The following is a 13881-nucleotide window of genomic DNA, read 5'->3' on the forward strand; positions in this document are numbered from 1 at the left end:
AGTCTGACAGGTAGTTTAGCGCGCCTTGTCAGCGGCCGCTTTTTCTGTCGCGGTGAGCACGCCGCGCAGGATGCCCATCTCAATCTTCTCGACCCGGGCGCGCAGGTAGAGCCTTCGAAGCCTGGCCATCAGCTGGCGCGGCTTGGCCGGGTCGTGAAAGTCGATCGCGATCAGCGTGCGCTCCAGGTGCTCGAAGTAGCGCTCGAGCTCCTCATGGGTGGCGAGCTCGGTCTCGGTATCCAGCTCAGCCTCATTCTGGGGGCAGGCGCTTGGCTTGCCGTCGAGCCAGGCCAGGCGGCACTCGTAGGCCACGACCTGCACCGCCGCCGCCAGGTTCAGCGAGCTGAAATCCGCGTTGGTGGGAATGTGCACGTGGGCGTGGCAGCGCTGAAGCTCGGCGTTGGTCAGCCCGCTATCCTCGCGGCCGAATACCAGCGCCACGCGGGCGTTGTCGGCCCGGCACTCGCCCGAAAGCCGGCCACCGAGCTCACGCGGGGTGAGCATCGGCCAGGGGAGGGTGCGCGAGCGGGCGCTGGCGCCTACGGCCAGAGTGGCATCCGCCACCGCCTCTTCCAGCGTCTCGACCACCTGGGCGCTGTGCAGCAGGTGATCCGCGCCGGAGGCGCGCGAAATGCTCTCCTGAGTGATCACTTCGCAGCGCGGCGCGACCAGACGTAAATCTGCCAGACCCATGTTGTGCATGGCGCGGGCCACGGCGCCAATGTTGCCAGGATGACTGGTGCCGATAAGAACGATGCGAATGCGCTCAAGCATGAAAAGGCTCGGTAATGATGAAAACGCGCAGTTTAGCATGAGTCGATAGCAAGCCCGAGGGGGCTCTGTTAGAATTGCGCGCCAAAGGTTCGCCCACCCCCATCCTTACCTGGAATCGTTACCTGGTTTTATCCGGGCGGCCCAACGTTCTTTAACATCACTGTGACAAGGTTTGATCATGAATCCGATGGTCCAGTTTGCGCTGCGCGCCGCGCGTGGCGCCGCCGAACAATTCTTACGCGTTCGCGAACGTATCGAAAACGCCCACGAGGAATCCAGCCTCGAGCGCCTGTTGGAAGATACCGCGCGCAAGGCCGAAGCCACGATCGTGCACCAGCTCGATCGCGGCTATCCGCAGCACGGCGTGACCGGTCGCTACACCGCGCATAAAGCGGGCGAAGGCGACGGCGCCGAGACCCTCTGGAAGATTGAACCGCTTCACGGCTACTCCAACGTATCCGTGGCGGGTAAAGGCTTTGCACTCACAGTGGTGTGTCTGATCAAGGGGCGGCCCGAACATGCCGTCATCATCGCGCCGTTTGGCGACGACGAGTACATCGTCAGCCGCGGCAGCGGCGCCCAGCACAACGACAAGCGCATGCGCGTGAGCAAGTCCACCGCGCTCCCCGGTACCCGCATGGCGATGAGCCTGCCGCCGTCCTGGCTGCGCGAAGCGCACCTGCCGGCGTACCTGAGCGTGGCGCAGCACATCGCCCCGCAAACCGACACCCTGATCGCCACCGGCAGCGGCCTTTTGGATATTTGCGAGCTCGCCTGCGGGCGCGTCGACAGCGCTTTCGTGCTGGGGCTCGAAGAGCAGGACCTGCAGGTCGGCACGCTGCTTCTGAAAGAAGCCGGCGCGCTGATCGGCACCCTCCAGGGTCAGCCCTCGGTCAAACCCGAAGGCCAACTGATGGCCGCCGGCCCCCGCCTTTACAAGGCGTTGATCAAGCAGCTGGCGCCGCACGTTTAAGCGAAACGCACGCCTCGATCACAAAAACGCCCTGCCGACATCGGCAGGGCGTTTTTGTGGGTTGGAACAGCCCCGGGCGCAAACTTTGAAGCAAAACGGCGTGCGCCGGCGCCGTTGAGATTACCCCAGCTGCCTGGTCGAGCGGCGGCGCCAAACGTCTCGAATGTCTCATATCTAACGAATTTATCAGGCAAATATCGCTTAAAATTCAGTATCAACTGCCCTAGACTCGTGGGCACGGCGCTTGCTTTCGCGCGGCGCCTTTTACATCGCCGTGAGCAGTACGATGATCAACACGAAGTGCGTGAGCTGATGGAGCGCCTGGTCGGCGCCGAGCAGCCACCAGAACGGCGTGTGGCTCGGGGTCAGGCCAAGCCGGCGGTTGGCCGCGCTCTTGCCAAGATCGATGCACAGATGCACCAGCAGGTCGATGAGCGACAGCCACCAAAGCGATGGCGCCACGAAGAGAACGATGAGTAGCGTTCCCAGGCCATGGCCACTGACGTGCAGCAGTACCAGCGGCAGCGAATTGTTCGCCTTGGCCTCGGCGATGCGACGCGTCTGCAGCAGATAATCGGCGATAAAATGCTTGAGCACGAAGGCGATATAGAGCGTGCACAGGGAAACCAGAGACACCATCGTGATACTCCGAATCGTTACTGTTGTTGGCGCCGCTGTCGATCCGCGCGCCGCTATGGCTGGAGCCTGACCCATGACTGATGCCCACTCGCCTGACTACCTGCGTATGCTCTCGCGCATCGAGCTGTTCGCCCGCTTGCCCGCCGATCAGCTCGAACGGCTTGCCCAGCGACTCGAGTATCGCACGATCCTGCGCGGCGAGTATCTCGTGCATCAGGGCGAGGCAGCCGACCACCTCTATCTGGTCGTTCAGGGGCGCTTCGAGGTGCTACGCGACGGTGTGCGGCGGGTGGCCGAGCTCGGCGCCGGCCAGCCGATCGGTGAAATTGCCTTTTTTGCTGGTGAAACCCGCACCGCCGATGTGCGCGCTGCCCGCGACAGTGACGTACTGGTGCTGACGCGCGCGACCTTTGACGCTCTGGTGGCTGAGGTGCCGATGTTCAATCAGGTGCTGTTGGCGGCGCTGGGTAGCCGCCTGGCGGTGGCCAGCGCCACGGCGCCGGCGCTAAAGGCGCAGCCGCCACGCCATATCGGCCTGTGCATGGCCGGGCCGACGCCGCCGCCGGCCTCCTTCATCGACACGCTGTGCGAGGTGCTGGGTAGCCTGGAAGACGTGGTATTCGTCCATCAGGGGACGCTTCCGCCTGGCCTGGACCCCGCCCGAGACAACCTGCACGAGTGGCTCGCCGCCCAGGAGCGTTCCTGTCAGCGGCTGGTTTCGATCACCGGGCGGGGGAACGAGGCGTTCGATCGCGCCGTGTTGCGCCACTGCGATGCGCTTTTGCTGATCGGCGAGGCCGGGCAGGCCGGTCGCGGTGCGGTGCCGCCTAATCCGCTCGAGAGTTACGCCTGCGCCCTGCTCGACCCGCGCGACGTGTCGCTGGCGCTGTGGCGCGAGCGCGCAAGCCAGCCGATCACCGCTACCCGCGACTGGCTCGAAGGGCGCTCGGTTCATTTACATCACCACGTGGCGCTGGACCAGGGTGGCGATATCCAGCGGCTGGCGCGATTTCTGACTGGCCGTGCCCGCGGCATGGTGTTCGGCGGCGGCGGGGCGCTGGGCGCGGGCCACTTTGGCGTCATGCGCGCGCTTTTAGAGGCCGGCGCCACCTTCGATCTCTTCGGCGGCACCAGCGTCGGGTCGAGCGTGACCGTGGAGTTCGCCAGCGGCCGCGACCCGGCCACGTTTGTCGAGGCGTTCGAACACTTCTTTCTACGCCGGCGCGCCTTTAGCCGCTTGACCGTGCCGCGCTTCGGGCTGTTCGATCATCACCATTTCGACCGCGAGCTCCAGCGTCGCTACGGTGAGCTGACCCTGGAGGACTGCCCGTTCAACGCCTTCGCCATTTCCGCGAATCTTACCCGGGGTGAAACCGAGCAGCACCGCTTCGGGCCGGCCTGGGAGGCGATTCGCGCCTCCTGCTCGATTCCGGCGGCGGTGGCGCCGTTCGTCAAGGAAGACGGCGACGTGCTGGTGGATGGCGGCATTCTCAACAACGTGCCGCTGGGGCCGATGCGCGCGCTCAATCCGGGGACCAACGTGGCCATTTCGCTCTCCTCCGGGGCGCCGGTGCGCGCGACCCAGCCCTACGCGTCGCTGCCCGGGCGCTATCGCTTGCTGGGGCAGGTGCTCGCCCGGCGCGCCCGAGACGAGAGTTTTCCCGGCGTCATCGAAATCGTGGCGGAGTCGATGACCGTGACCAGCCGCCGTACCCTGACCCAGCTCAATCTGGCGCCGGACGTGCTGCTTCAGCCGCCGGCGGTGGCGGGCATGTCGATTCTCGATTGGCGTCGTACCCGCGAGCAGGAGGCCGCCGCCTACGCCTGGACGCAGGCACAGCTCGACGCCGTCGGCAGCGTCGAGGCGCTGCTTTCTGCGCCGCCAAAGGCTTGAGGTCCGCACTCTTTTAGGCAACAGCTACTTGCTCTGCGCATCGAACACGCCGTCCCAGCCAGCCGGCGCAGGCTTCGCGATCATGGCCTGCAAACGCCGGGCGTACAGAGCGTAAAGGCCTTCCAGCGTCGGTGGCGCCAAACGGCGAATATCGTGCAGGGTGTGCTCGGCAGCAGCAGGCTCCGCGGCGTACCAGTATTGCATCAGTTGCCGGTGCGCCTTCGATAGGGTGATGAAATCCGCGCTCCGGGCGGTGGCTTCATCGCCCAGCAGGGTATAGAGCACAACCGGCGCGCGCCGACCCACCACGCGCACGCGATCGACTTCCAGAAAGGCCAGCCCCGGGCTCTGGTCTCGCACGGTTTCAGTCACCAGAATTTCCACCCCGTAGCTTTTGGTCAGTCCTTCCACCCGAGAGGCGAGATTGACGCTATCGCCGATCGCCGAGTAGGAGAAGCGCTGAGCCGAGCCGAGGTTCCCCACACAGGCAGGCCCGGTATGCAGACCGATGCCGATCGAAACCGGCGTTTTCCACCGCTGGTTGAGTGTCTGGAGCCGCGCGCTCATCGCAAGCGCCGCCAGGCACGCACGCCGCGGGTGATTGGCAAGGGGCAAGGGCGCGTTCCAGAACGCCATGATGGCATCGCCCATGTACTTGTCGATGGTGGCGTTCGATGCCATCAGCACGTCGGTCATGGGGGTGAGAAAGTCGTTGAGCAGCGTGGTCAGCGCATCCGGGTCCAGCGTTTCGGAGAGTGTGGTGAACCCGCGAATGTCGGAAAACAGCAGCGTCAGTTCGCGGGTCTCGCCGCCGAGCGTCAGTGCCTGGGGGTGCTCCGCCAGCCGGTCCACCAGCGTGGGGGAGAGATAGCGGCTAAAGGCGCTTCGCACGAAGCGCTTTTCGACATCGGTCAGCAGCAGCAAAAGCGGCATGGTGGTGAGAAACACCGCCAGAAGACCGGCGGCGGGCAGCAGCGGGTCGACAAGCCAGGCGCGCAGGGCAAATGCGCCCCAGGAGAGCGCGATGACGGCGCAAAGCAGTGACAGCGCCGCGGCGCTGGTGACCAGCGCACCGCCGCGCGCGGCCAGCACGATCAGCAAAAGCCCCGCCAGCAGGGTGAGGGTGACCTCAAACCCGACGGCCCAGTCCGGGCGCACGAGAAACTGCTGGCCCATGATCTGGTCGATCATCTCGGCGTGCACGTTGACGCCGGGCATCGCCGCGTCGACCGGCGTGGCCACCAGGTCGCGAAGCCCCAGCGCGCTGGTGCCGATCAACACGATATGGCCGCTGACCATTGGTGCAAAGCGGCTCAGGGCATCGTCGTCGAGCAGTCTTGCCGCCGGAATCGATACCATGTCCGCCAGGCCCGAGTAGTACACCCACATCCAGCCCTCGGGGCCGGTCGGCGCGGTGAACGCACCGGCGCGCAGGTCGACGATGGCCGGCACGCCGCTGTCGAACTGGCCGCTGGCCGCCGTGGTGCGAACGATATAGCCGCTGGCGCCTTGAGCCACGCGCAGCGCTTCGAGCGCCAGCGCCGGATAAACCTGCCCGCCGGCCTGCTGGATCAGCGGCAGACGGCGCACGACCCCGTCATGGCTGCGGGCAAAGGAGAACACCCCAAGTCCGGTGGCGGCGCCGTCGAGCACGTCCAGATTGGCCACGCCCCCGGCGACATCGCGCAGCAGCGTGCGCGGGTCGTGGCCGCCCCAGGCGAAGCCCGCCTTGGGCGCGGGCAGCGCGCGGCGCTGTTCATCGGAGAGCGCCAGGCCCGCGACGACCGGATAGCGGGCAAACGCCTCGGCCAGCAGGGCGTCATTGTCCAGCCGCGCCAGCGCCGGCGGCAGCTCGATATCGATGCCGGCGCGCGCCAGCTGGCGCGTCAGGGCGGCGGGCGAGGTGCGATCCGGCTCGGCGAACACCATGTCGAAGACGATCGCGGCCGCGCCCATCTCGCCCAGTTGCTCGACCATGCGCGCGATCAGCGCCCGCGACCAGGGCCACTGGCCAAGCTCGCCAAGCGACGCTTCGTCGATATCGACCACCGTGACCGGCGCGCCGGCTTGGCTTCTGGGCTTGAGAATCTGATACAGATCGAAGGTCTGGTGCGTCAGCCGCTCGAGCGGCGTTCGCCCGCTGGCGGCGGCCAGCAATACCAGCGCCAGGCTCGCCATGCCCACGGCCCACACCCAGCGACGCCGGCGCCCCCGCGAAGAGGCGCCCTTGCGCTTGGCGGGCGCAGGAGCGACCGAATCCTTCAACGCTCCCCCATGAATACGCCGGTGGCGGACCAGTCGAGCGCATGTTCACGCGCGCTGAAGCTGCCAATGACGCCTTTGGCGACCTCGCCCGGTGCGTTGACCATCGCGCCTCTCACGTAGGCCGTGCCTGGCACGGAGGAGTGACCGTTTAGCTGACCGCTGCCGCCAAACTCCGCTGCAACGCCGTCCCCTCGGGCAAACACCGATGCCTGAATATCGCGCTCGTCGAAGCCGGTAATGGAAAGCGCGCCCTCGCGCTCGGCGAAGTCCCAGTCCATCGTGAGCTGCCCGCTGGCGGCGTAGATGTTGCCTCCGCTGGTCACGCTACCCAGCGCGTGGCCCAGGTAGCGGGCGGTGCCGAGCGAATCCAGCGTGGCGAGCTCGTCCATGCGGGTGATCTCACCGGTGACCCAGCTACCCATATGGACGCCGCGAATTTCGTCCAGGTCGGTAAGCTCGTCGCGAGTGCCCCACCAGCCCCACTGCAGGAAGTCGCATTCACAGGGCGTCACGCCATTCAGAAAGGGGAGCTCGCTCGGCGCCCCAAAGGTCTGCGCGGACACCACGTAGCTCTGGCGCTCGGCCACCCCGCTGGTGGGCAGCGTCTCGACCCCTGCCGCGGCGAAGATCTCATCGCTGATATACGCCGAGAAGCCGCGTCCGCCGCCGGCCCTGACCGTAACCCCGTTGGAAAGCAATACGTTGGCGCTCAGCGTGCCATCGGCGGCGAAGTCCACGGTGGCGCTATCATAATCGTCGTTGCGCACCGTTTCGACGCGGGAGTTCTGATAAGCGCCAATTTCCAGCGCGCCGGCAAAGTAGCCGTTGTAGCTATTGCCCGCCCAGGTGTGTTCGGGAAGCGCCTCGCGCTGGGTCAGGTGGGCGACGTGGGTCGTGGCGAAGGGCTCCTGCGCCGGCAGGTAATCTTCAGGAATGAGCGGGCGATCCTGAAAGCCGCTTTCCGCCTGGGCGCTCAACAGGAAGTTCTGCGCGCCGTCGCCATAAAAGTCGCCGCCCTGGCCGGCGTCGACGGTGGCGGTAAAGCCCGCCATGTGGACGCCTTGATCGAGCCCGTTCACCTGCGTGAACGTATCGCGGTAGCTGCCGGTGCGCAGGCCGTTGAAATCGCCGTTTTCGATGCTGCCCACGGTCAAGCCGAGCCCGCTGCGTCGCCCTTCCGTGACCAGCCAGGCCTGGAGCAGTACCGGGTCGGCGTTTTCCACGCCGGCAATGTGCACCGGTGTCGATATGGCCCGCTCGACCGAGCTCGTGGCGAAGGTGCGCGCGCCGCCGGGAGATACATTGATGAAAAAGGGCAGCGCCTGACCCGCATTATTGGCATACGGGGTACGCGGATCCGGCGTCAGCCCGTAGCGGCTCCAGCCTTCGAGCGCGGCGCCGGGGTCGTCGGTCTGATGGCCTGCCACCAGGGTATAGCCGCGCTGGCTCGTGTCCCGGAGCAGGTACGCTTGAAAGTCCTGCTCATCGCTATAAACGACGCCGGCAAGCGGTCGCGACATATCATCGGCCACTCGCCGAGCGCCCAGGTTCTGCTGCGTGAACGTGGCGGTGGCGTCCGCGTAGGTGATGTCGGTGGCGGTAAAGCCCTCGCCCGGCAGGTGCTCGACGCGTGGAAGCGTCAGCGTGCCGTCTGGCGTACTGGCGATATAGCGGCTGCCCTGCGTTTCAAGCTCCGCGGATAGAAGGCTCGTCGCGAGCCCGTCTGCGTCGCTAAAGCGCAGCTGAGCCATCTGCGTCGTAGGCTCGGGCTCGGGCTCGGGCGTGGGATCCGGCTCGGGCTCGGGCGTGGGCTCCGGTTCGGGCTCGGGTGTTGGGTCCGGTTCGGGCTCGGGTGTGGGCTCCGGTTCGGGCTCGGGTGTGGGCTCGGGCTCGGGCGTGGGCTCCGGTTCGGGCTCGGGTGTGGGTTCGGGCTCGGGTGTGGGCTCGGGCTCGGGTGTAGGCTCCGGTTCAGGCGTGGGCTCTGGCGCTGGCTGGGGGGCGGGCGTAGGTTCCGGCTCCGGTTCGGGTTCCGGTGTGGGTGTTGGCTCGGGGTCGGGCACGGGGGCCGGTTCGGGTTGTGGCTCGGGCGCCGGTGAAAGCGTATCGCGTTCGTCGTCGTATTCGGGGCGGGGCTGGTTGGCCTCTTCGGCTTGCCGGTCGCGCTGAGAGCGCTCGTCGACTACCTGGCGCGGCGCGGCGGTGGCCACCAGCGCCAGCGGGCGCTCGGAGTTGGTACGCGGCATCGCGCTTTGCGCCACCGTGTCGTTGCCGGGCACGCGCGTGGCGCCGCCGCTGCTACCGGGGCGCCCGGCCAGCGCGCTCTGGATGCGGCTAATGGCGCTTGCTGGCGTGCTGACCACGCGAGTTTGCCCCGCACTTGGGACTTCGATGGAGTAGCCGGCGGCGTAAAGACGCTCGCGCCCCTGGGTGCCTGCGAGCGTGATTTCATCGCCGAACACCAGCCCAATTCGCGCGGAAAGCCCCGTCTCCAGCGGGGAGAAGTCAAGGTCGGCCACCGCTCCGCGGATGCCGACGGTACCGACCGGCGTATTCAGGCTGACGCCGCCGGGAGTTTTCGAAGTACGCCCGCCGATGAAGCGAAACACGCCCTGGCCCAGCGATGCCGCCACTTCCGCGGTGCCTGCCTGCGGGTCGTAGACGAAGCGGTCGATGGTCAACGAGGAGTTGGGGCCGATGGTGAACGCCGTGCCGTCGGCCAGCAAAAGCTGCACCAGCCCCTGGTCGCTGGTGTCGATCCGCTCGTCGATGACGATATTGTCGCCCAGCGCGATCGTGCGCAGCGCCGCGCCCGGCGGCTGGCCGCTGGCCTGCTGATTGACGGCGGCGGTCACGCCGGCGTAATCGACGGCGTGCGCCGCGGGCACTGAAAGGCACAGGAGGGTACAGGTTAGGGTCTTGATCGTCCTCATGGGCATACCCTCTCGGTGCGGTGTCAAAAGCTGACGCTAACGGCCAGCGACACGCCGGTGTTGGAAAAATCACGCAAGTCGTAGTTGGAGGTCACGTTACGGCGGTCGATCTGCCACAAAAGCGCCGTGTTATCGCTCACCGGCGTGGTCAGGCCCAGCTGGGCGTAGGTTTCCTGGTTGTGCTGCTCGTCGCGGCGGCTGAATACCGGGTCGGGCCGATCATAGCGGCGGTCGAGATAGCCAAGCCCGGCGGAGAGCGTCCAGAGTGATGCATCGCTTCCCACCGGCGCGGCAAAACGCCAAAGCCCGCCGAGCGAAAGCTCGATTTGATCGTGGGAGAAGTAATCGGCACGCGCCTGGTGGCGCTCACCGGCAAGGCCGGTATAGAGCGAAAAGCGCTGGCTGGGCCGGTACTCCAGGCGCGTCGAGAGTCCCAGCAGTGGGCCGGTTCGCTCGTCGGCGTTGGGGCGGTCGGTCGAATTTTGATACGTCTGATAGCGGTATTCGCCGCCCAGAAAAAGATGCCAGCGCGGGTCGAGCGCGGTCGAGAATCCGGCGTTCAAACCCGGGGCCAGCAGATAGGGCTCGCCGTCGAGCAATACCCCCAGGGCACTGACGTCGAGCGCCAGTTCGCTTGCATCCATTTCAAAGCGGCCAAGATCGAGGGCGGCGCCGGCGCTGGCCTCGAGCGCCAGGGTGTCATACTCGTTGAGCGACTCGTGGCGCGTGGCGAAGGCCAAAAGGTGGCTTTCAAGGCGATCGCCCTGGCTTTGCAAATCTCGCGAGTAGTCGAAGCGGCCGCTGGCGAACACGCTGGCACCGGCGCGGCGCCGGGCGCTGTCATCGAGCAAAAAATCGATATCGTTGAGCGTCACGGTTCTCGCGCCGGGCCCGGCGTTGACGTTGCTTTGGTGGCGCACGCCCACGGTCAGGGTCGTGGCCGAGCGCGTTGGGCTTTGACGGGCGGCGATACGTTCAAGCAGCGGCTCTACGCGCGCGATGACTTCCGGCGGCACGTTGTCAGCGGCCAGCGCGCCTTCCAGGTAGCTGCGGGCGTTTTGCCAGGCGCCCAGCCGGTAGTAGAGCACGCCGAGCTCGAGCTGCAGGCGCGCAAGGCCCGGTGCGAAAATCAACATGCGCTCGAGGGTGGCGATCGCCGCTTCCAGATCGCCGGCCCGGGTGGCCAGCGCCGCGTAGCGAAAGGCAAGATCGAGGTCGGCGGGATTGGCCATCATCTGCTCGAACAGCGCTTCGCGCGCCTGGCGTGTATCGCGTGCCTGCTCCGGCACTACGTTGGCGCCCAGCGCAGCGCTGACCGGCATGGCGCACAGACACCCAATCAGCCCTACCGCAGCGAGCAGCGGCGATGCGCGATGATACGGTGAGGCTTTGGGCGGGGCAGGGCGACAGCAGATAGCCATGAGGACGGTCCGGCAGGGCAGTTTTGCAACAGAATGTCATGGCGTGTTGCGAAGGTGTCAGTCTCGTGTCTCTCAATTCTCTCGGGTAAGTGGCGCCGGAATCACCGGCTGGTGTCGCCCACGAACACGATGCCCTTGCCGAAAATGGTGCGGATGGGAAGCGACAGGCCGTGGCGGCGCGCCTTTTGACGCAGCCGGCTCAGGATGACGTCGATGCGGTGAAGCTCCGACTCCGGCTCGTATTCGAACAACAGATCGTGCAGCGACTGTCGGGTAAAGATCTGGTGGGTGGACGACACCAGAATGTCGAGCAGCTCGCTCTCCTTGGCGGAGAGCGGAAGCGCTGGCCCATTCGGGGCCACGAGATGGTCGCCGGCGCTACTGATGTACCAGCCACTTTTGCTGGAGGGTACGGTCTTGAGGGTCGAGCCGCCGCTGGCATCGAGCAGGCGCTCGCCGAGCCGTTCCAACGCGAGGGCAAGGGCGGCGAAGTTGATGGGCTTGACCAGAAACAGATCGGCCCCCAGGTTGAGCGCCTGTAGTTTGGCCTGATGATCGCCACGGGCGGTCACGATCACCACGCCGTAGCCGGTCAACTCGTGCAAAAATTGCGCGACGGAAAAGCCGCTTTCGCCGGGTAGCCCCAGGTCGACCAGCACGATCTCGACGGGCTGTCGATGCAGCTGCTTCCAGAACGCTTCGGCGCTCTCCACGCCCCAGGTCGAAAAGCCTCGATGGGTCAGGTAGAACAGAAGCTCCTCGCGCAGGTCCTCGTTGTCTTCGATGATGGCGATTCGGGGGCGTTTCTCGATCATGGAAGATCCTTGCCTGACGCTGCAGGCGCTCGATAGCGATGCCATCCGCCGGTAAGGGCTTCATGGGGTGAACGCCTGCGTACTCCAACGACGGCGCTGGCTCTCATGATACGAATTCGAGCGGCGAATGCCAGGCGCTGGGCACTCGCTTCAGGCCTGCGCCAGGGTGAAGACGAAGCGACAGCCCGTGGGCACACGCGGCTCGAGCGAAAGCTCGCCGCCGTGGGCGCGCGCAATGCGCCTTGCCAGATACAGCCCAAGCCCGACACCGCGTTGGGTCGCTTGCTCGATTTCGCCGCGGCGATAGCGCTCGAAAACAAGCTGTCGGTGCTCGTCGGCAATGCCGGGGCCTTGATCTTCGATGGACACGGTACAGCCATGCGTGCCCTGGCGATAGTCGATACGGATCACGCCCGAGGGGCTGTACTTCACCGCGTTGTCGATGACGTTGGAGAGCGCGATGCGCATCATGGCCGGATCGATCGACACGGGACTGGTCTGCGTGCCGTGGGTATCGTCATGGGGTCGGCCATTGATCGTGAACTGCCACTGGTGGTGCTCTGAAAAGTGAATCAGCGAAAGCGCCGAGTAAATCACCTCGGTCAGGTCAGTGGGGACCCGGTCGATCAACAGCTCATCGGCGTCGAGGCGAGCATCCACCAGACAGCTATCGGTGAGCTGGGTGAGGCGCTCGGTGGCGCGTCGCAGCCGCTCGTGGCGCTTTTGGGTCGCATCACTGGCAGCAGCGCTTTGCAAATTCTCGACACAGGCCGAAATGACCGCCAGGGGCGTGCGAAACTCGTGGGCGACCATGCCCATAAACTGGCGCTGGTGAAAGCGCGCCTTGCGCTCGACGCTCAACTCGCGAACGAGACGGGCGCGCTCGCGCACCTGACGGTGCTGGCTGCGTATGCGATAGACCGCCACACCCATCACCAGCAGCATGTTCAACAGCAACACGTTTTGCCACAGCAGGTAGAGCGCTTGCTCGAAGGGCAAAAGTCCCGCCAGCGCCAGCATCCCCAAAAGCGATACGACCAGAAACATGAAGGGGCCGGCGCCCAGCAGCAGCGTCATCGGCGACAGCTGCTCCAGGCGCTGAATACGGAAAAACGCGACGATGAAGATCACGCCGGTCACCACATAAATCGCGGTTTGTAGACGGATGGCCACGCCATAAAATCCCAACGGGATACTCAACAGGAGCAGCGCCGCGAGCGCGCAGGACGCCAAAAAGAGCCGGTAGATGCGCGGCATGTAGGTTCTCAAGCCGATGGCCTCGGCGGGCATCCAGAGCAGCGCCGGGTACATCAAAAGCGCCAGTACGCTGACCAGGTAGTGCTGGACCAGGTGCCCCTGCCAGGGCCACCACCAGGCGATGAAGCCTTCGACGCAGGCCAGCGACAGGTACGGAATAGCGGTGGCCGTGAGCGACCAGAGCAGCCGCCCGCCGAGTGTCATCGAGAGCACCAGCGCCAAAAGCGTTGCAATCGCCGCCATGCCGAAATAGGCGCCGTACCAGGCGGTGGAGCGCGCCGCCTGGGACAGAAAGCTCGCCGGCGGCGAGAGCTCCAATCGCAGCATCAGCGAGCTGGTGCTGGCAAGGCGAATGACGACTTCGTACGCCTCGGCGCTCTCCGGCAACGGGGGGAACTGCAGCAGCGGGAAGCGGTAGTGAACGTCGTCGCGGGCGGTCTCGACGGTATCGCCGAAGCGGCGTTCCTGCCAGGCCGAGCCATCTTCGTTCAAGGCACGCTCTGATGAAGAAGTACCGCGGTTATCTCGCGACAACTCCGGCATGTCGGCGGGCCCGACGGGGCGATAATAGACCCGCACATCGTCGAGAAAGTTGGGTCTGATCGTCATCCAGAGCGGCGCGTTTGCAAGGGCGCTCGCCGGCAGTGTAAAGCGCAGCCACCAGACGCTATCGGTATAGCCACGGGAGAAAACGGGAGAGGGGGGAAGACGCGGCGCGCGCGCCAGGCGTGGCGCCATGTCGTTCAGGGTTTGCTGACCCGGCGCGTCGGCCAGTACCTGGTAGGGAAGATCGAGTCCCGGGCGTAGCGGCGCCGCCGCTGTTGCTGCCTGGCAGGCGCACAGGGTAAGAAGCAACAGCACAACGAAAGCGAGCGCCGTACTTTTCAAGCAAAAGCCCCCCAAACGCTGTGCT

9 protein-coding genes are annotated in these 13881 nt (G+C 65.8%); 2 read left to right on the plus strand and 7 right to left on the minus strand.

The annotated features are described in order from the left end of the window. Nucleotides 1-15 precede the first annotated feature (15 nt). Nucleotides 16-774, minus strand: coding sequence for an RNA methyltransferase (locus RN347_RS03540; protein WP_311960201.1), 759 nt, complete (start codon nt 772-774; stop codon nt 16-18). Between the two features lie 178 nt (nt 775-952). On the opposite strand from RN347_RS03540, the gene RN347_RS03545 reads away from it, so the two are divergent. Beyond that, a complete protein-coding gene (locus RN347_RS03545) occupies nt 953-1747 on the plus strand; it encodes an inositol monophosphatase family protein (protein WP_311960202.1) in 795 nt (264 codons plus the stop codon). Between the two features lie 264 nt (nt 1748-2011). On the opposite strand, the gene RN347_RS03550 is transcribed toward RN347_RS03545, so the two are convergent. Further along, nucleotides 2012-2386 carry a DUF3307 domain-containing protein gene (locus RN347_RS03550; protein WP_311960203.1) on the minus strand — a complete coding sequence of 125 codons (375 nt, stop codon included), beginning with the start codon at nt 2384-2386 and terminating at the stop codon, nt 2012-2014. A gap of 73 nt (nt 2387-2459) precedes the next feature. Between RN347_RS03550 and RN347_RS03555 the strand changes: the two genes are divergently transcribed. Beyond that, nucleotides 2460-4280: a cyclic nucleotide-binding and patatin-like phospholipase domain-containing protein gene (locus RN347_RS03555; RefSeq protein ID WP_311960204.1), complete on the plus strand. Its 1821-nt coding sequence runs from the start codon at nt 2460-2462 to the stop codon at nt 4278-4280. Between the two features lie 24 nt (nt 4281-4304). On the opposite strand, the gene RN347_RS03560 is transcribed toward RN347_RS03555, so the two are convergent. The 5 genes from RN347_RS03560 to RN347_RS03580 all read right to left on the minus strand — a co-directional run bounded on the left by RN347_RS03560 (nt 4305) and on the right by RN347_RS03580 (nt 13856). Beyond that, nucleotides 4305-6545, minus strand: a complete 2241-nt coding sequence (locus RN347_RS03560; RefSeq protein WP_311960205.1) for an adenylate/guanylate cyclase domain-containing protein — start codon at nt 6543-6545, stop codon at nt 4305-4307. Further along, entirely contained in the window at nt 6542-9475 is a 2934-nt protein-coding gene (locus RN347_RS03565) for a FecR domain-containing protein (RefSeq protein ID WP_311960206.1), read from the minus strand. Before RN347_RS03565 ends, RN347_RS03560 begins: the two co-directional genes overlap by 4 nt. Nucleotides 9476-9498: 23 nt before the next feature. Next, nucleotides 9499-10896, minus strand: a complete 1398-nt coding sequence (locus RN347_RS03570; protein WP_311960207.1) for a tetratricopeptide repeat protein — start codon at nt 10894-10896, stop codon at nt 9499-9501. Between the two features lie 101 nt (nt 10897-10997). Beyond that, complete coding sequence (locus tag RN347_RS03575) at nt 10998-11711, minus strand: response regulator transcription factor (protein ID WP_311960208.1); 714 nt, start codon at nt 11709-11711, stop codon at nt 10998-11000. A gap of 150 nt (nt 11712-11861) precedes the next feature. Further along, nucleotides 11862-13856, minus strand: coding sequence for an ATP-binding protein (locus tag RN347_RS03580; protein ID WP_311960209.1), 1995 nt, complete (start codon nt 13854-13856; stop codon nt 11862-11864). Nucleotides 13857-13881 lie beyond the last annotated feature (25 nt).

Source organism: Halomonas sp. PAMB 3264, from assembly GCF_031954245.1.
In the GTDB taxonomy this organism is placed as follows: domain Bacteria; phylum Pseudomonadota; class Gammaproteobacteria; order Pseudomonadales; family Halomonadaceae; genus Vreelandella.